Below are 17,610 nucleotides of genomic sequence, written 5' to 3'. Positions count from 1 at the left end.
ACTTTCTCATTCCAACACCGTTTTAGAATATGTCGCCCAAATCCTTCATCGCTCTCTCCGCCCTGCTGGGCAGCCTGCTGCTGACGTCAGGCGCTCAGGCAGAAACCATCCATAATTTTTCCCAGGCCAAGGCCGCCGCGGTCAAAATCAACCGCGATGCCCCCGGCACCTTTTACTGCGGCTGCCGCATCGACTGGCAGGGGAAAAAAGGCACCCCCGATCTGGCCAGCTGCGGCTATCAGGTGCGTAAAAACGCCCACCGCGCCGAGCGTATCGAGTGGGAGCACGTCATGCCCGCCTGGCAATTCGGCCACCAGCTGCAGTGCTGGCAGGAGGGCGGTCGGAAAAACTGCGCCAAGAACCCCAACTATGTGCGCATCGAGACCGATCTGCACAACCTGCAGCCGGCCATCGGCGAGGTCAACGGCGATCGCAATAACTTCGCCTTTAGCCAGTGGCGCGGCGGCGAGGGTCAGTATGGCCAGTGCACCATGAAGGTCGATTTCAAAAACAAGCAGGCCGAACCGCCGGAGCGCGCGCGCGGCGCCATCGCCCGCACTTACTTCTATATGCGCGATCGCTACCACATCCGCCTCTCCCCGCAGCAGACCCGCCTGTTTGAGGTTTGGGATCGCCAGTATCCGGTCAGCGACTGGGAGTGCCAGCGCGAAGCGCGCGTCGCCGCGGTGCAGGGAAACCATAACCCCTATGTGCAGCAGGCCTGCGCTGCGCGTAAACCGTAGCCCCGATCCCGCCGCTGCCACTCGGCGCAGGGCGGGTATATAATCGCACCCTGTATCTATCGGCGTACCGGCGTACGCCTTTCACCCTGCCTGAGGATCCCCCATGCGAATTCCCCGTATTTACCACCCACAGCCCCTGAGCATTCCCGGCGAAGTCAGCCTGTGCGACGATGCCGCCAACCACGTTGGCCGGGTACTGCGCATGGGGCCCGGCCAGGCCCTGCAGCTGTTCGATGGCAGCAACCGGGTCTTCGACGCCGAGATCATTAGCGCAGACAAAAAAAGCGTGCGCGTACGTCTTAATCACGTGCAAGAGGCGGATCGCGAGTCCCCTCTTCACCTGCATCTAGGCCAGGTGATGTCGCGCGGCGAAAAAATGGAGTTCACCATTCAGAAGTCGATCGAGCTGGGCGTCAGCGTCATTACGCCGCTGATCTCCGAGCGCTGTGGGGTGCGTCTGGATGCCGAACGGATGGCCAAAAAGCAGCAGCAGTGGCAGAAAATCGCCATCGCCGCCTGCGAACAGTGCGGGCGCAACCGCATTCCCCAGATCCGTCCGGCGATGGATCTGGAGGCCTGGTGTGCCGAAAAGGACGACTGCCTGCGCCTGAACCTGCACCCGCGCGCCAGCGCCAGCATCAACACCCTGCCACAGCCCCTGACCCGCGTTCGGCTATTGATCGGCCCCGAAGGCGGCCTGTCGGCGGCAGAGATTGCCATGACCGCCGACTACCACTTTACTGATATCCTATTGGGACCGCGCGTACTGCGCACCGAGACGACGGCGCTTACCGCCATCACCGCACTTCAGGTCCGCTTTGGCGATTTGGGCTGAGGCAGAATCCGCGAAAGAGACAGGAGAATAGTATGATTAAGCTCGGTATTGTAATGGACCCCATCGCCTCCATTAACATCAAGAAAGACACCAGTTTTGCCATGCTGCTGGAGGCCCAGCGTCGGGGCTACCAGCTGCATTATATGGAGATGGACTCACTCTATCTGCAGCAGGGAGAGGCACGCGCGCAGACCCGCCTGCTCAGCGTCAGCGATGACAAGGCCAGTTGGTACCGCTTCGACGGCGAACAGGATATTGCCCTGGCCGATCTCGACGTGATCCTGATGCGTAAGGACCCGCCGTTCGACACCGAGTTTATCTACGCCACCTACATTCTGGAGCGCGCGGAGGCCCGCGGCACCCTGATCGTCAACAAACCGCAAAGCCTGCGCGACTGCAATGAAAAGCTGTTTACCGCCTGGTTCGCCGACCTGACGCCGGACACCCTGGTCACCCGCAGCGCCGCGCACCTGCGCGACTTTCACGCCCGCCACGGCGACGTGATCCTCAAGCCGCTGGACGGCATGGGCGGCGCCTCCATCTTCCGCATCCAGCAGGATGACCCCAACCTGTCGGTGATCATCGAAACCCTCACCGAGCACGGTAAACGCTTCTGTATGGCGCAGAACTACCTGCCGGCGATCGTCGACGGCGATAAGCGCGTTCTGGTCATCGACGGCGAACCGGTGCCCTACTGCCTGGCGCGCATTCCCAAAAGCGGCGAAACCCGCGGCAACCTGGCGGCCGGCGGCCGCGGCGAGGCGCGCCCCCTGAGCGAGAGCGACTGGGCCATCGCACGTAAGGTGGCCCCGATGCTCAAAGAGAAGGGGCTGATCTTCGTCGGGCTCGACATCATTGGCGATCGCCTGACCGAGATCAACGTCACCAGCCCGACCTGCGCCCGCGAGATCGAGGCGGCCTTCCCGGTCTCCATCACCGGCATGCTGATGGACGCCATTGAGGCGCGTCTGGCCGCTCGCTGATCCCCGCGGCATTCGCCGACCGGCGGGGCGCGTATCCGCGCGCCCCGCGTTATCCTCTCCGCTTTTCCGGCGCACCGTCGCCTATCGCGTTATCAGCGGCGCGGCCGCCTGGGCCATCCGACGGCCAAGACATGCGCAAGGTCGAATAGCCGCCGTGCCCCCCGTGACTTGAGCAGGAAAAATTCGCATACTGATACCTACAAAAACAGCGAGTTGAAAATATCACCATGAAACTAGCGCACCATTTTCTGATTGCCATGCCCGCCATGCAGGACAGTCGCTTCAAACGCACCGTCATCTATGTGTGCGAACACAATGAGGATGGCGCCATGGGCATGATCATCAATAAACCCCTGGAGCAGCTCACGCTGTCCAGCCTGCTGGAAAAGCTCGACATTACCCCCTCCCCGCGCGATGCCGCCATCCGCCTGGACAAGCCGGTGCTAGCCGGTGGTCCGCTGGCGGAGGATCGCGGTTTTGTCCTGCACAGCCCGACGAATACCTTTGGATCCAGCGCCGACATTGGTCCGGGCTGTATGCTGACCACCTCGCGCGATGTGCTGGAAACCTTGGGCACCGACCGCCAGCCGCAGGAGATTTTGGTCACCCTGGGCTACTGCAGCTGGAGCAAGGGGCAGCTGGAGCAGGAGCTGCTGGACAACGCCTGGCTCACGGTAGAGGCCGACAGCCAGATCCTATTTCACACCCCGCTGGCCGACCGCTGGATTTGCGCGGCGAAAAAGCTGGGGGTCGATATCCGTAATATGCCTTGTAACGCAGGACACGCCTGATGAATCCCCGTACTATTCTCGCCTTCGACTTCGGCACCCGCAGCATCGGCTGCGCCATCGGACAGGAGCTCACCGGCAGCGCCCGCCCGCTGCAGTCCTTCAAGGCCAACGACGGCGCCCCGGACTGGCAGCAGATTGAAAAGGTGCTGCGCGAATGGCAGCCGGATCTGGTGGTGGTCGGCCTGCCGCTGAACATGGACGGCAGCGAGCAGCCCCTGACGCAGATGGCGCGTAAGTTCGCCAATCGCCTGCATGGCCGCTTTGGCGTGCAGATAGCCCTGCAGGATGAGCGCCTGAGCACCGTGGAGGCCCGCGCCCACCTGTTTGCCGGCGGCGGCTACCGCGCGCTGGAGAAAGGCCGCGTCGACGCCGCCTCTGCCGCGCTGATCCTGGAGAGCTGGTTCGAGCATCAGACATACTGATGCGCGCCGGGCACGGATTGACTCCGCCATAATTGCCCCCATGTACACTGCACAGGGTGGCGCCGGCGGCAAAGGTGCAGCGCGGCGCCGTTTTGCTTTACACTACACAGCACGGTTCGCGGCCACGACGCTGGCCGCGACGTTTTTCCCACTCCCCGGGACGAGGCACCATGAATACCACCATTAAACACAATCTCGACGCGGTCCGGCAGCACCTTGTCCGCGCGGCCGAACAGTGCGGACGCGACCCGCGGGACATCACCCTGCTGGCCGTCAGCAAGACCAAACCCATTGAGGACATCGACGCCGCCATCGCCGCAGGACAGCGCGCCTTTGGCGAAAACTATGTGCAGGAGGGCGTCAGTAAAATCCAGCACTACCGCCAGCAGCCGCAGGGCGACGCGCTGGAATGGCACTTTATCGGACCGCTGCAGTCCAATAAAAGCCGCCCGGTGGCCGAGCATTTTGATTGGATCCACACCGTCGATCGTGTGAAAATCGCCCAGCGTTTAAACGAACAGCGTCCTGCGGAGCTTGAGCCGCTTAACGTATTGATTCAAGTAAATATCAGCGATGAGCAGAGCAAGTCCGGCATCACGCTGGAGCAGATCGACGCGCTGGCCGACGCCATCAGTCAGCTGCCCCGCCTGCGCCTGCGCGGCCTGATGGCCATTCCGGCGCCGGAGGACGATCCGGCCCGCCAGCTGGCGGTCTGTACCCGCATGGCGCAGGCGCTGTCTGCCCTGCAGCGGCGCTACCCCCAGCTGGATACCCTGTCGCTGGGGATGACCCATGATATGGAGGCCGCCATTACGGCCGGCAGTACCCTGGTACGCATCGGTACCGCCATTTTCGGCGCCCGCGACTACGGCACAGCCTAAACGCGGCGCGGCTACCCACGGCTGCCGCTGGCAGCGCTTTTTACTTACCCCCGGTGCCAGATCGCGGGCGGGTAAGCTTTACTACCGACGGAAAAAGGGCTTTTCATGCTAACACTGACGTTTTTGGTCAAAACGCTGCTCGATCTGTATGTCATGGTGCTGCTGCTGCGCATCTGGATGCAGTGGGCGCGCAGCGATTTCTACAACCCGCTTTCGCAGTTTATCGTGAAGCTGACCCAGCCGGTGGTGGCGCCGCTGCGCCGCATTCTGCCGCCCCTGGGGCCTATCGACTCAGCCTCGCTGCTGCTGGCGTTCATCCTGATGACCGTCAAATACCCGCTGCTACTGCTGATCCAGAGCGGCTCCCTCTCCCTTAGCCCCTATAACCTGCTGTTTGGTCTGATATCGGTGGTCAAGTCTGCCGGCTACCTGGTGTTCTGGGTGATCATCATCCGTTCGATCATGAGCTGGATTAGCCAGGGACGCAGCCCGATGGACTACGTGCTCTATCAGCTGACCGAGCCGATGATGGCGCCGATCCGTCGCATCATCCCGGCGATGGGCGGACTGGATTTCTCCGCCATGGTGGTGATCCTGGTGCTGTACCTGCTCAACTACCTGGGCATCGATCTGTTCGGCCAGCTGTGGTTCCTGCTGTGAGCGCAGTCAGCCGAGAGGGCGACGACTGGATCCTGCGACTGTATATTCAGCCGAAGGCCAGTCGGGACCTCATCATCGGGCTGCACGGCGATGAGCTGAAGGTCGCCATCACCGCACCGCCGGTCGATGGTCAGGCTAACGCCCACCTGCTAAAATTCATCGCCAAACAGTTTCGCGTCGCCAAAAGTCGCATCACGCTGGAAAAGGGCGAGCTGGGACGCCATAAACAGCTGCGCATCAGCCAGCCGCAGCAGATCCCCGACGCGGTAGCGGCAGCGCTCAAATAAGCGGGACGCGCTCGCCACACACTGACACGACACAGCGGCAGGCCACGACGGCCTGCCGTTGCCATCAATAGGACCCACATCATGCAACACGTCGTACTCGCCACCGGTAACGCCGGTAAAGTTCGAGAGCTCGCCTCCCTGCTGACCGATTTTGGCCTGGATATCGTCGCCCAGAGCTCGCTGGGCATCGAGGGCGCCGAGGAGACCGGGCTGACCTTTATCGAAAATGCCATCCTCAAAGCCCGCCACGCCGCGCGCCTCAGCGGGCTGCCGGCGATCGCCGACGACTCGGGCCTGGCGGTGGACGCGTTGGGCGGAGCGCCGGGGATCTACTCCGCGCGCTACGCCGGAGAGGACGCCAGCGATCGCGCCAATCTGGAAAAGCTGCTGCACGCGCTGCGCGATGTTCCGGCCGGTCAGCGCCAGGCGCGCTTCCACTGCGTGCTAGTCTACCTGCGTCATGCCGACGACCCGACCCCGCTGGTCTGCCACGGCGTCTGGGAGGGCGAGATCGCCGATGCGCCCAGCGGCGATGGTGGCTTTGGCTATGATCCCATCTTCTTCGTTCCGGCGCTGGGCTGCACCGCGGCGCAGCTGAGCCGGGAGCAAAAGCGCGCCATTTCCCACCGTGGTCAGGCCCTACAGCAGCTGCTGGATCGGATGCGCCATGCTTAAGCTGCCGCCGCTCAGCCTGTATATCCACATCCCGTGGTGCGTGCAGAAATGCCCCTACTGCGACTTTAACTCCCACGCGCAGAAGGGCGAAATCCCCCAGCAGGCCTATGTCGATCACCTGCTGACCGATCTGGATCAGGAGCTGCCGCGGGTCGCCGGACGGCCGCTGAGCACCCTGTTCATCGGCGGCGGAACGCCCAGCCTGCTCAGCGGCGAAGCGCTGCAGCGCCTGCTGGACGGCGTACGCGCCCGCCTGCCGCTGGCCGCCGATGCCGAGATAACCCTGGAGGCCAACCCGGGCACCGTGGAGGCCGAGCGCTTCAGCGCCTACCAGCGCGCCGGGGTCAACCGCATCTCCATCGGAGTACAAAGCTTCAGCGCCGACAAGCTACAGCGCCTGGGGCGGATTCACGGGCCGCAGGAGGCCATCGCCGCCGCCCGCCTGGCCACTGCGCTGGGGCTGCGCAGCTTTAATCTGGACTTAATGCACGGCCTGCCGCAGCAGAGCCAGGAGGAGGCGCTGGACGATCTGCGCCAGGCCATCGCCCTGAACCCTCCGCACCTGTCGTGGTATCAGCTCACCATCGAGCCCAATACCCTGTTCGGCTCGCGCCCGCCGCGCCTGCCGGACGACGATGCGCTGTGGGAGATCTTTGAGCAGGGCGATCGTCTGCTGCGCGCGTCGGGCTACCAGCAGTATGAAACCTCCGCCTATGCCCTGCCGGGACGTCAGTGCCAGCACAACCTCAACTACTGGCGCTTCGGCGACTATCTGGGGATCGGCTGCGGCGCGCATGGCAAGCTGACCTTCGCCGACGGACGCATTGAGCGACGCGCCAAAACCCGCCACCCGCGCGGCTATATGCAGGGCAACTACCTGGATCAACGGCAGCAGGTGGCCATGGCGGAGAGGCCGTTTGAGTTCTTTATGAACCGCTTCCGTCTGCTGGAACCGGCGCCGCGCGCCGACTTCAGCGCCTATACCGGCGTGGACGAAGCCACGATTCGCCCGCAGCTGGAGGCGGCGCTGGCGCAGGGCTACATCAGCGAGACCCCCAGCCACTGGCAGGTCACTCCCCACGGCAAGCTGTTCCTCAACTCCCTGCTGGAGCTGTTTCTGTAGACGTCGCGCCGCGCGGCCCCCGCGATCGGGCCGCGCCTGAGCGCGTCAGTGAGCGCGGATATACATGTCCTTGCTATAGAGGTAGTCCATGTTGCCGGGCTGGTACCCGCCGACATAGGGCTTCACCAGCCGCACGCTGACGTAGTGGTATAGCGGAATGGTCGGCACATCCTCGGCCAGCAGCGCCTCTGCCTGCTGGAACAGCCGCTGGCGCGCCGCCGGATCCTGACTGGCCGACGCCTGCGCCAGCACGGCGTCGAAGCGGGGGTTGCTGTACTGCGGGGTATTATTGCTGTCGCCGCTGCGAAAGGTATTCAGCATCGCCGCCGGATCGTCATAGTCGGCGACCCAGGCGTTACGCACCACGTCGAAGTGGCCGCTGCGCATGGTATCCAGCATGCTCTTCCACTCCTGGTTATTCAGCGTCGCCTCCACGCCCAGGTTCTTCTTCCACATGGAGGCGGCGGCGATGGCAATACGCTGGTGCCCCTCAGAGGTGTTATACAGCAGCGTAAAACGCAGCGGGTTTCCGGGCCCAAACCCAGCCTCGGCCAGCAGCGCCTTTGCGCGCGCGAGGCGCGTCTCACGCGGCCAGCGGGCATAGTCCGGCGCCCGTAGCGCCATCCCCCCGATATCATCCGAGCCGAACAGCCAGGCCGGACGTTGCCCCTGCCCCAGCACCTTCTGCGCAATGATCTCTTTATCCAGCCCCAGGTTAAGCGCCTGACGCACCCGCACATCGTCGAAGGGCGCCCTGCGGGTGTTGAAGTGATAGTAGTATGTCCCGAGCTTAGGGAAGATCTGAACCTGCTCGCCCAGCGACTGCTTCAGCGACGCGAACAGCGCACTGGGAAGGGGGGTCATATCCAGCTCTCCCGCGCGATAGCGGTTCACCCCGGCCGTTTCAGAGACAATCGGTAAATAGACCACCTGATGGATCACCGTGTGCGCGTCGTCCCAGTAGTGCGGATTGCGCTCACCAACCAGGCGTTCGTTGATCACCCACTGCTTCAGCGTATAGGCTCCGTTACCGACAAAGTGGCCCGGTTGAGTCCATTTGTCGCCGTAGCGGGCGAGTACCCGTGGGTTGAGCGGCACCAATGTCGGATGCACCATCATCGGCAGGAAGGTCGACAGGGGCTGATCCAGCGTGACGCGTAATGTACGCGCATCCGGCGCCGCGACGCCCAACGCGCTGGGCGGCAGCGCGCCCTCTTGGATCGCGGCGGCGTTCTTTATTCCCATGTTGACCAGGAAGGTGGCGTAGGGTGAGGCGGTCGCCGGGTCGATCAGCCGCCGCCAGCTAAAGACCAGATCCTGTGCCGTCAGCGCCTCGCCGTTAGACCAACGCAAATCGGGGCGCAGCGAGAAGGTCCATACCCGCCCCGCCTCACTATGCTGCCAGCGCGCCGCCAGCCCCGGGCGCAGATGCCCCTCGCCGTCGAGCGTCAGCAGCCCCTCAAAGAAGTCGCGAAGGATGTTGAATTCGACATCGCTTTCCGACCGGTGCGGATCGAGAGAGGCCGGCTCGCTGCCGTTATTGCGCGTCAGCGTCTGGGCTGCCGCCAGCGACACGCCCGGCGGCACCTCGGCGGCGAGCGGTGCGCCGAGCGAAAACATAAAAACACCGAATCCAAAAAATAAATTATATTTAATTTTCATATCGTTACCCTCCATAACCAGCGTCGATGACATTAAAACAGCAAAGCTCGCCATGCACAGGGCAAAAAGTGGCACAAAAAAACCCGGCGCGCGCGGGCGGGCCGGGTGTGCTCGGGATGTCTCACTCAGGAGGCGGGCAGCGCCTTCAGCAGCGCCTTACGCTGCGTGTCCAGCGCCTGCACCCGCTCACAGGCCTGCTGGCCGAAAGCGCGTAAATCATTATCCTGCTTATCCCACTCCGTGCGGATAGACTGCTGCAGACCGCCGAGGTTGCCCAACACCGCCTGCAGCGGGTTCTCTGACTGACCGGCTTTCAGCAGCCCTTTGGCCCCCATCTCGTTGATGCTGTCCTGCAGCACGCCGCCCAGCGTCTGATTGACCAGCGTCTGGCCCTCTTTCTCGACCTGAGCGATCGCCTGATGGTGGAAAGCGTAACCGTCGCTGCGTTTCTCCAGCACCCGGTTCATCTGCGCCTTAAGCTGGGTATCCAGCGTACTCAGACGATGACGTACGTTGCTGTCGCTGCCCAGCTGCTCGACGATGATATTGTCGAGCGCGCCGCGCGCGCGATCCAGCCGCGTCTGCACCCCTTGGTCGATCCACGGCACGTCGCGTCGCAGATCCCGCTGCAGCGTCTCGGCCTGACGGCGGACGTCGGCGCTCAGCGCCAGCGGATGACCGTCCCGCGTCACCGCGCCGTCACGGGATATCTGCAGATTGCCGCTGGCGCCGACGATCTGTACCTGCTGCGCGCTGATAATGATATCGTCCTGCGGTTTAACCTGGCATTGCCAGGCGGCCTGCGCCTGTGCGGCAGTCAGCAGCAACAGCAGGGAACATCCCCATTTACCCATCATGACCTCGTTAAAATATTGAGCGGCCAATGCGCTGAGCCAACAGCTCCAGCGCCGCAATTCCGGCCAGTGAATTACCGCAGCTATCCAGCTGCGGACTCCAAACGGCGATGATCATCTCCTGAGGCACCACGGCCACCACGCCGCCGCCGACGCCGGACTTCCCCGGCATCCCGACGCGATAGGCGAACTCGCCCGCGCCGTCATACAGGCCGCTGGTCACCATCAGCGCATTGATCTGGCGCGCCTGACGCTCGCCGATCACCGGCTCATCCAGCGCCAACGCGCGCCCCCGATTGGCAAGATAAACAAAAGTGCGCGCCAGTTCCATACAGTTCATTCTTAAAGCGCAGTAGTGGAAATAGTTATGCAGGACGGTAATCACGTCGTTATCGAAGTTGCCAAACGACTTCATCAGATAGGCGATCGCCGCATTGCGATCCGAATGCTCAAACTCGGAGCGCGCCACCCGGGCATCATAGCAGATGTCCGCGCTGCCGCTCAGCGCCCGCACCACCTCCAGCATGCGCTGACGCGGCGCGCTCAGACGCGACTGCAGCATATCGCACACCACCAGCGCGCCGGCGTTAATAAAAGGGTTACGCGGCTTGCCCTGCTCCAGCTCCAGCTGCACCAGCGAGTTAAACGGCTGTCCCGAGGGCTCCTTGCCGACCCGCTGCCAGATCTCGGCCTCGCTGTAGCGATGCATCGCCAGCGTCAGGCTTAGCACCTTGGAGATCGACTGGATGGAGAAGCGTTCGCCGGCGTCGCCGGCGCTGAACATCCGTCCGTCGACGGTGCAGACCGCGATACCCAGCCTGTCCGGCGCAACCTCGGCCAGCGCCGGAATATAGTTGGCGACCCGCCCCTGCCCGAGCAGCGGACGAACCTGATCCAAGATCTCGTCTAACAGTTGATCGCTTAATTCAGTTTGCATGGCAAGGCCATTGACTCCACGCGACGCCCGGGGCGCCATTACGCTAGGGTTACGACAAACGCCGTCCGGCTGAGGTCCCCTATTTTCCCGACGCGGCGTCTCCCGACGCAGAGAGCCAGACGCAGGAGAGACAATGAGGGAGTACGGAACAGCGGAGGGAGAACAGCGCCGCCGGTGCGGCGGCGCCAAAGGCGGGGGTTACTCCCACCACACATCAAACAGGTCGCTGACCACAACGTCCAGCATACCCTGGCTTTCCAGCCAACCTTTCACCAGCTGACGCTGCTCATCGGTGCAGCGGCCAATCTGCTGCAGGCAGATCAGCCCTTCCCAGCGCAGGTAGCCGCTGCCGTCAAACGCCAGGCCATTCGGCTCGATCACTTCATCGATCAGACGATCGAGCAGCGTATCCACCGTCTCTACCGGCGTACCATCGGCAAAACGCCAGCTGGCGCTGAAGCCCACTTCCTGAAACTCGTCAATATGCAGCTTTTTGCGCAGACGACGACTACGATTTTTCGCCATTACTCTACCCTCTCAAACATCAGGTCCCAGTTGCCATGCCCCAGACGCTGACCGCGCAGCTCAAACTTGGTGACCGGACGCGAGTCAGGACGCGGGACATAGGTATTATCGTCGGACAGATTTCTGTAGCCCGGCGCATGATTCATTACTTCCAGCATATGCTCGGCGTAGTTTTCCCAGTCGGTCGCCATATGGAAGACGCCGCCGATCTTCAGCTTACCGCGGATCCGCTCGGCAAACGCCGGCTGCACGATACGGCGCTTATGGTGACGCGCCTTATGCCAGGGATCGGGGAAAAACAGCTGCACCATATCCAGCGACGCGTCCGGGATCATTCGCTCCAACACCTCTACCGCGTCGTGACACATCACGCGCAGGTTGTTTACTCCGGCCTCATGGGCAGAGGAGAGGCAGGCGCCGACGCCCGGCGAGTGCACTTCGATCCCCAGGAAATCACGCTCCGGGTGCTGCTGCGCCATGGCGACCAGCGAGGCCCCCATGCCGAAGCCGATCTCCAGCACTACCGGCGCCTGGCGACCAAACAGCGCCGGCAGATCCAGCGCCTCGGGCGTAAACTCGACACCCATCAGCGGCCAGTGCTGCTCCAGCGCCAGCTGCTGCCCTTTGGTCAGGCGCCCCTGACGGCGTACAAAGCTGCGAATACGGCGAATAGCCCGGCCGTTTTCATCAAATTCCGCTGTGATCACATCATTCATGTCGCGTTTTCATCTGTCTGGATAATCAAGGTCAGGGCATTATGCAAAGTTACCCCGTTTACACAAGCGCTGATTTTACCAGCAACGCTAACGCAGCGGGGAAAATCCATGCCGTCGCCCCCACATTTTGTGCCGCGCTGCCCCCGCTGAGCGTGGAAACCCGCGCGCCGTAGCGCCCTCTCCGTGCCGCCAGCGCGTAACACGGGCAAGATCCGGTTTACAGGCCGGACAGGCTGTGCTGCAATCCTGTCCCGTTTTCGGCGCTCCACACTGAGGATATGACTGGCTTATGATGCAGGCGCAACAGTTCGCCCACGCCGTGCTGGCCTGGTACGCGCGCTTCGGGCGCAAAACGCTGCCGTGGCAACACCCCAAGACCCCCTATCGGGTATGGCTCTCCGAGGTGATGCTGCAGCAGACCCAGGTCGCCACGGTGCTGCCCTATTTCCAGCGTTTTACCCAACGCTTTCCCGATGTGCAGGCGCTGGCGGCGGCGCCCCTGGATGAAGTGCTGCACCGGTGGACCGGACTGGGCTACTACGCCCGGGCGCGTAACCTGCATAAGGCTGCCCAGCTCATCGTCTCGCAGCATCACGGCGAGTTTCCGCAAGACTTTGAGCAGGTTGCGGCGCTGCCGGGGATTGGTCGTTCGACGGCCGGCGCCATTCTCTCGCTGTCGCTGGGGCAGCATCACCCGATCCTGGACGGCAACGTCAAACGGGTATTGGCCCGCTGCTACGCCATCCCCGGCTGGCCGGGGCGTAAAGAGGTCGAAACGCGTCTGTGGCAGCTGAGCGGCGAGGTTACCCCGGCCGACGGCGTCAGCCAGTTTAACCAGGCGATGATGGATCTCGGCGCGCTGGTGTGCACCCGCAGCCGCCCCAAGTGCGAGCTGTGTCCGCTCAACGCGGGCTGCCTCGCCTATGCCGACGGCCGCTGGGCTGACTTCCCGGGCAAGAAACCTAAGCAGACATTGCCCGAGCGCCAGGCCTACCTGCTGCTGCTGCAGCACGGTGAGACGGTTTGGCTACAGCAGCGACCCGCCAGCGGCCTGTGGGGCGGTCTGTTCTGCTTTCCCCAGTATGACAGCGAGGCGGCGCTGCGCGCTCAGCTGTACCGCCTGGGGCAGGATCCCGACGCGGCCCAAACCCTGACGGCGTTCCGCCACACGTTTAGCCATTTTCATTTGGATATCATCCCGGTATGGTCAGCCTACACGACGGCGTCGGCCTGCATGGATGAAGGTGACGGACTCTGGTATAACTTAGCGCAGCCGCCCTCCGTAGGGCTGGCGGCGCCAACCGAGCGTCTTTTACAGCAGCTGCGCAAGCAGCCGCCGGCCAGCGCGACGGCCGGCGATGCGACAGAGAAGGAGTAAGCATGAGCAGAACCGTGTTTTGTACGTTCCTAAACCGTGAGGCCGAGGGGCTGGACTTTCAAAGCTACCCCGGCGATCTGGGCAAGCGCATCTATGACCACATCTCTAAAGAGGCCTGGGGTCAGTGGATGGCCAAGCAAACCATGCTGATCAACGAAAAGAAACTGAATATGATGAACCCGGATGACCGTAGCCTGCTGGCCCAGGAGATGGAGAAGTTTCTGTTCGAAGGCCACGACGTCCACATCGAAGGCTATACGCCGCCGAGTCAGTAAAAGCGGGCGCAGCCGCGCCCTGATGTCATTCAGATATGGCTGTTACAATGAAGAAAGTCCTTGCGCTGGCGTTAATCGCCCCGTTGTTGATCTCCTGCTCCGGCAAGAAGCCCGATAGCAACGGTGAAGAATATATAAAAGATACCAACGGGTTCGATATTCTCATGGGGCAGTTTGCCCACAATATTGAGAATATCTGGGGGATTAACGAGGTTCTGATCGCCGGGCCCAAGGACTATGTAAAATACAGCGATCGCTATCTGACCCGTAGCCATATCAACTTTGAGACCGGGCAGATCACCATCGAGACCATCGCCACCCTTGACCCGGCGGAAAGCCTGCGTCAGGCCATCGTCACCACCCTGCTGATGGGCGACGACCCCGGCTCGATCGATCTCTACTCCGATGCCAACGACATCAAGCCCAGCCGAGAGCCCTTCCTCTACGGCCAGGTGCTGGACAACACCGGCCAGCCGATCCGCTGGTCTGGACGCGCCAATAGCTTCGCCAGCTATCTGCTGCAAAACAAGCTGATGAAGCGCACCTCTGGGCTGCATGTCATCTACTCCGTCACCATTCAGCTGGTGCCCAACCATCTGGATAAGCGGGCGCACAAATATCTGGGGATGGTGCGGCGCGCCTCGGAGCGCTATGGCGTCGACGAGTCGCTGATCCTGGCTATCATGCAGACGGAGTCCAGCTTTAACCCTTACGCCGTCAGCCGCTCCGACGCGCTGGGGCTAATGCAGGTGATGCAGCACACCGCCGGTAAGGACGTGTTCGTCTCCAAAGGTAAGTGGGGCACCCCTAGCCGCAGCTATCTGTTTGACCCAGAGAAAAACATCGATACCGGCACCGCCTACCTGGCTATCCTGCAGAACACCTACCTGGGGGGGATCCAGAACGCCACCTCACGCCGCTACGCGGTGATCACCGCCTACAACGGCGGCGCCGGCAGCGTGCTGCGCGTCTTCTCCAGCGATAAAGGGCAGGCGGTCAGCATCATCAACCAGATGTCGCCCGGCGATGTGTATGAGGCGCTGACCCAGCGTCACCCCTCCGCCGAGTCGCGCCGCTATCTGTATAAGGTCAACAGCACCCAGAAAAACTACCGCCGCATCCGCTAAGGGCGCGGCGGCGCCTCAGTCATGCGCGTGGGGATGGGGATGTGCATGCGCCTCCCCGTCGTCCCCCGGCACCACCACCAGCTTACCGTGACGCACCCCGCGTTCGGCGATCACCTGCTCGGCAAAGCGCGTCACCTCGCCCCCCGCCCCCTTCAGCAGCGAAACCTCCAGGCAGCGGCCGTGATCCAGATGCACATGCAGGCTGGCCAGCGAAAGATCGTGATGATCGTGGAAGGTGCGCGTCAGGCGCTTGGAGAGTTCGCGCGATTCATGATCGTAAACATAGAACAGCGCCGCCACGCAGTGACTGCTCTGTGACGGTGCCTCCGTCATGCTCTGTAGCCCGGCCCGCGCCAGATCGCGGATGGCCTCGGAGCGGTTCTGGTAGTTGCGCGCTTTCATGATGGCATCGATTTCCGCCATCAGATCGTCATCGAGAGAAAGGGTTACGCGTTGCATCATTCGGCTCCTATCACAGTTTGATGCCGCAGTATGACAAAGATCCGTGCGCGAAAAAACCGGCGCGCGCAGCGCGCAACGCCGGTCGGAAAGGACAATCTCACGGCGCGTACGCCGCGGCTCAGACCTGCCTGTCACGCATCTCAAAGCGCGGGGAGACAAAACCGTACAGCGTCCAGCCGAGGAAGGTGGCGATCGCCCCCCACATCATCGCCTGTTCACCGGAGGAGTAGAGCGCATAGAAGCTGTACATCGCGCCGACAAAGGCCAGGATATTGGGCAGACGCGCCTTGGCCGGATCGATCCCCGCGACGCGCTGGATGATCAGCACCGCCGCCATGGAGAGGATGTAAGGGATCAGGTTGGTGACCACCGCCAGGTTAACCAGCACGTTAAACTGCGCATTGAGCGACGGGCTGATGGTCATCAGCGACAGCACGCTCTGGATCGCGACGATGGCCAACATCCCTTTCACCGGTGCACCGGACTGGGTGACCCTGCGGAAAATCGCCGGGAAATAGCCCTCATCGGCGGAGGATTTAAACACCTGCGCGATGGTGAACTGCCAGCCCAGCAGGGAGCCGCAGCAGGACATCACCATCAGCGCCATAATGATCTTACCCACCGTCGGATCAAACATCTGGGCAAACGCCATGCCGAACGGCGCGGTCGAGTTGGCCAGATCCATATTCGGTACGATACCGGCGATCACGTTGGTAGAGACAATGTAGATCACCGCCGCGCCCAGGGTGCCGCCGAGTACGGCGATCGGAACGTTGCGCTCCGGATTCTCTACCACGTCGGTATTGGCACAGGCGGACTCCAGCCCCAGAAACGCCCACAGAGTCATGGCGATAGAGGAGCCGATGGCCTCAAAGGTCGGCAGGTGATGCGGGTTCCAGGAGTCGACGTACAGCGTGGGGCTGAACCAGAACCAGCCGATCACCGAGATACCGACCACCGGGATGATCACCCCCCAGACCGTCACGCTGCTGATACGCCCGGTAATGCGCGCCCCGCCGAAGTTGGCGGCGGTACACAGCCACAGTACCCCGATGGTCGCCAGACAGATCCCCATCGGGCTCAGCGAGGCGCCGATAAGCTCCGTGCCGTAGCCGACGGCGGAGATGGCGATAGCCACGTTGGCGATCAGCAGCGACACACCGTAGGTATAGTTAGCCATAAAGTTGCCGGACTTGCCGAAGGCATACTCGGCGTAGCCGCCCATCCCGCCGGACTTGCGGCTATACATTCCGCACTTGGCGAAGGCGTAGGCCAGCGCCATCGAGCCCACGGCGGTCACCAGCCACGAGACGATGGAGATGGTGCCGACCTCCGCCAGCTTGGTCGGCAGCATGATGATGCCGGAGCCCATCATGTTCACCGCCGTCAGTATGGTGAGCTGCACCACGCCCATTTTATTCTTGCCTGAAGTACTCATAATCCGTCCCTCTCTGTACGCGGGGAGCCAAGCCCCCCGCGATGCTTATTAGCGGAAAAACCACTTTGCCCAGTTCATCGCGTTCCGCTTACTGCTTGATCACGTAGCCATAGGCGCGCTTGCGGCCATCCTCATCCTGCTGGATGTAGACCCCCTGCAGCTCCGGCGCGAAGCCCGGTAGCCGGTTGATGCCCTCTTCCAGCGCCAGGAAGTAGCGCTGCACCGAGCCGCCCCAGATCTCTCCCGGCACCACGCACAGCACCCCCGGCGGGTACGGCAGCGCCCCCTCCGCCGCGATGCGCCCTTCGGCCCGCGCCAGGGAGACCAGCTCGACGTTGCCGCGCACGAACTCAATGTTGGCCTGCTGCGGGTTCATCACCACCCGCGGGAAGTGCGCCTTGCGGAACATCTCCTTCTGCAGCTGCTTCACGTCGTGGCTGACGTACAGGTCGTGCATCTCCTGACACAGCTGGCGCAGGGTGTAGCCGCGGTAGCGCGCCTCGTTGGCGCGGTAGATGGAGGGCAGCACCTCGGCCAGCGGGGCGTCCTGCTCCAGCAGCCGCTCGAAGCGGGCGATCTGGGCCACCAGGTGCTGCATCTTGGCCATGTCCTCCGCCGGGGTCAGCAGGAACAGGATCGAGTTCAGGTCGCATTTCTCCGGCACGATGCCGTTTTCGCGCAGGAAGTTGGCCAGAATGGTCGCCGGCACCCCAAAGGACTGGTACTCGCCGCTCTTGGCGTCGATGCCCGGGGTGGTCAGCATCAGCTTGCACGGATCGACAAAGTACTGGTGCTCGGCATAGCCCTCAAAGGCGTGCCAGCGCTCGCCGGGGATA

General features: G+C 62.6%; 21 protein-coding genes. 13 read left to right on the top strand and 8 right to left on the bottom strand.

The genetic code is table 11. The features are described from left to right. The first annotated feature begins 29 nt into the window (after window positions 1-29). The 10 genes from endA (at window position 30) to hemW (ending at window position 7,400) form a co-directional block, all read left to right on the top strand. Complete coding sequence (gene endA, locus BRD58_RS01675) at window positions 30-743, top strand: deoxyribonuclease I (protein WP_069578050.1); 714 nt, start codon at window positions 30-32, stop codon at window positions 741-743. A 103-nt stretch (window positions 744-846) separates the two neighbouring features. Next, the gene (gene rsmE, locus BRD58_RS01670) at window positions 847-1,578 is read left to right on the top strand and encodes a 16S rRNA (uracil(1498)-N(3))-methyltransferase (RefSeq protein WP_015460758.1); all 732 of its coding nucleotides are present in this window, start codon (window positions 847-849) and stop codon (window positions 1,576-1,578) included. 32 nt (window positions 1,579-1,610) lie between these two features. Then, window positions 1,611-2,561, top strand: coding sequence for a glutathione synthase (gene gshB, locus BRD58_RS01665; protein WP_012847155.1), 951 nt, complete (start codon window positions 1,611-1,613; stop codon window positions 2,559-2,561). A 227-nt stretch (window positions 2,562-2,788) separates the two neighbouring features. Beyond that, a complete protein-coding gene (locus BRD58_RS01660) occupies window positions 2,789-3,352 on the top strand; it encodes a YqgE/AlgH family protein (protein ID WP_015460757.1) in 564 nt (187 codons plus the stop codon). Beyond that, window positions 3,352-3,774: a Holliday junction resolvase RuvX gene (gene ruvX, locus BRD58_RS01655; RefSeq protein WP_012847153.1), complete on the top strand. Its 423-nt coding sequence runs from the start codon at window positions 3,352-3,354 to the stop codon at window positions 3,772-3,774. Before BRD58_RS01660 ends, ruvX begins: the two co-directional genes overlap by 1 nt. A gap of 170 nt (window positions 3,775-3,944) precedes the next feature. After that, entirely contained in the window at window positions 3,945-4,655 is a 711-nt protein-coding gene (locus tag BRD58_RS01650; protein WP_012847152.1) for a YggS family pyridoxal phosphate-dependent enzyme, read from the top strand. A gap of 105 nt (window positions 4,656-4,760) precedes the next feature. Next, a complete protein-coding gene (locus BRD58_RS01645) occupies window positions 4,761-5,315 on the top strand; it encodes a YggT family protein (RefSeq protein WP_005296070.1) in 555 nt (184 codons plus the stop codon). Continuing rightward, entirely contained in the window at window positions 5,312-5,602 is a 291-nt protein-coding gene (gene yggU, locus BRD58_RS01640; protein ID WP_073381464.1) for a DUF167 family protein YggU, read from the top strand. Before BRD58_RS01645 ends, yggU begins: the two co-directional genes overlap by 4 nt. 81 nt (window positions 5,603-5,683) lie before the next feature. Then, window positions 5,684-6,277 (top strand): XTP/dITP diphosphatase, encoded by a 594-nt coding sequence (locus BRD58_RS01635; RefSeq protein WP_012847150.1) that lies wholly within the window; start codon window positions 5,684-5,686, stop codon window positions 6,275-6,277. Continuing rightward, window positions 6,270-7,400 (top strand): radical SAM family heme chaperone HemW, encoded by a 1,131-nt coding sequence (gene hemW / locus BRD58_RS01630; RefSeq protein ID WP_073381460.1) that lies wholly within the window; start codon window positions 6,270-6,272, stop codon window positions 7,398-7,400. The genes BRD58_RS01635 and hemW overlap by 8 nt, the downstream gene beginning before the upstream one ends. 45 nt (window positions 7,401-7,445) lie before the next feature. Here hemW and BRD58_RS01625 read toward each other — a convergent pair whose 3' ends face one another. The 5 genes from BRD58_RS01625 to trmB all read right to left on the bottom strand — a co-directional run bounded on the left by BRD58_RS01625 (window position 7,446) and on the right by trmB (window position 12,094). Then, on the bottom strand, window positions 7,446-9,095 hold the full coding sequence (locus BRD58_RS01625) for an ABC transporter substrate-binding protein (protein WP_014524162.1): 1,650 nt from the start codon (window positions 9,093-9,095) through the stop codon (window positions 7,446-7,448). A 92-nt stretch (window positions 9,096-9,187) separates the two neighbouring features. Next, complete coding sequence (locus BRD58_RS01620; RefSeq protein ID WP_014524161.1) at window positions 9,188-9,916, bottom strand: YggN family protein; 729 nt, start codon at window positions 9,914-9,916, stop codon at window positions 9,188-9,190. 10 nt (window positions 9,917-9,926) lie between these two features. Continuing rightward, window positions 9,927-10,853, bottom strand: coding sequence for a glutaminase B (gene glsB / locus BRD58_RS01615; RefSeq protein ID WP_012847146.1), 927 nt, complete (start codon window positions 10,851-10,853; stop codon window positions 9,927-9,929). 198 nt (window positions 10,854-11,051) lie between these two features. Further along, window positions 11,052-11,378: a YggL family protein gene (locus tag BRD58_RS01610; RefSeq protein WP_012847145.1), complete on the bottom strand. Its 327-nt coding sequence runs from the start codon at window positions 11,376-11,378 to the stop codon at window positions 11,052-11,054. Next, a complete protein-coding gene (gene trmB / locus BRD58_RS01605; RefSeq protein ID WP_015460753.1) occupies window positions 11,378-12,094 on the bottom strand; it encodes a tRNA (guanosine(46)-N7)-methyltransferase TrmB in 717 nt (238 codons plus the stop codon). Before trmB ends, BRD58_RS01610 begins: the two co-directional genes overlap by 1 nt. A gap of 289 nt (window positions 12,095-12,383) precedes the next feature. On the opposite strand from trmB, the gene mutY reads away from it, so the two are divergent. The 3 genes from mutY to mltC are packed head-to-tail and all read left to right on the top strand — an operon-like array spanning window position 12,384 to window position 14,874. Then, window positions 12,384-13,472 carry an A/G-specific adenine glycosylase gene (gene mutY, locus BRD58_RS01600; protein WP_073381458.1) on the top strand — a complete coding sequence of 363 codons (1,089 nt, stop codon included), beginning with the start codon at window positions 12,384-12,386 and terminating at the stop codon, window positions 13,470-13,472. A gap of 2 nt (window positions 13,473-13,474) precedes the next feature. Next, window positions 13,475-13,747 (top strand): oxidative damage protection protein, encoded by a 273-nt coding sequence (locus BRD58_RS01595; RefSeq protein WP_015460752.1) that lies wholly within the window; start codon window positions 13,475-13,477, stop codon window positions 13,745-13,747. 47 nt (window positions 13,748-13,794) lie between these two features. Next, window positions 13,795-14,874 carry a membrane-bound lytic murein transglycosylase MltC gene (gene mltC, locus BRD58_RS01590; protein WP_015460751.1) on the top strand — a complete coding sequence of 360 codons (1,080 nt, stop codon included), beginning with the start codon at window positions 13,795-13,797 and terminating at the stop codon, window positions 14,872-14,874. 15 nt (window positions 14,875-14,889) lie between these two features. Here mltC and nikR read toward each other — a convergent pair whose 3' ends face one another. From nikR to BRD58_RS01575, 3 genes are all read right to left on the bottom strand, one after another. Next, window positions 14,890-15,333: a nickel-responsive transcriptional regulator NikR gene (nikR, locus tag BRD58_RS01585; RefSeq protein ID WP_015460750.1), complete on the bottom strand. Its 444-nt coding sequence runs from the start codon at window positions 15,331-15,333 to the stop codon at window positions 14,890-14,892. 121 nt (window positions 15,334-15,454) lie between these two features. After that, complete coding sequence (gene potE, locus BRD58_RS01580) at window positions 15,455-16,774, bottom strand: putrescine-ornithine antiporter (RefSeq protein WP_034168124.1); 1,320 nt, start codon at window positions 16,772-16,774, stop codon at window positions 15,455-15,457. Between the two features lie 88 nt (window positions 16,775-16,862). Then, window positions 16,863-17,610 (bottom strand): Orn/Lys/Arg family decarboxylase (locus BRD58_RS01575; protein WP_456303514.1); only part of this gene is annotated, 748 nt, incomplete at its 5' end.

The sequence above is a fragment of the Edwardsiella piscicida genome (assembly GCF_001896205.1).
GTDB lineage: Bacteria > Pseudomonadota > Gammaproteobacteria > Enterobacterales > Enterobacteriaceae > Edwardsiella > Edwardsiella piscicida.
Note: the sequence above shows the minus strand (reverse complement) of the source record. Positions and strands in the feature narration are given on the sequence as shown.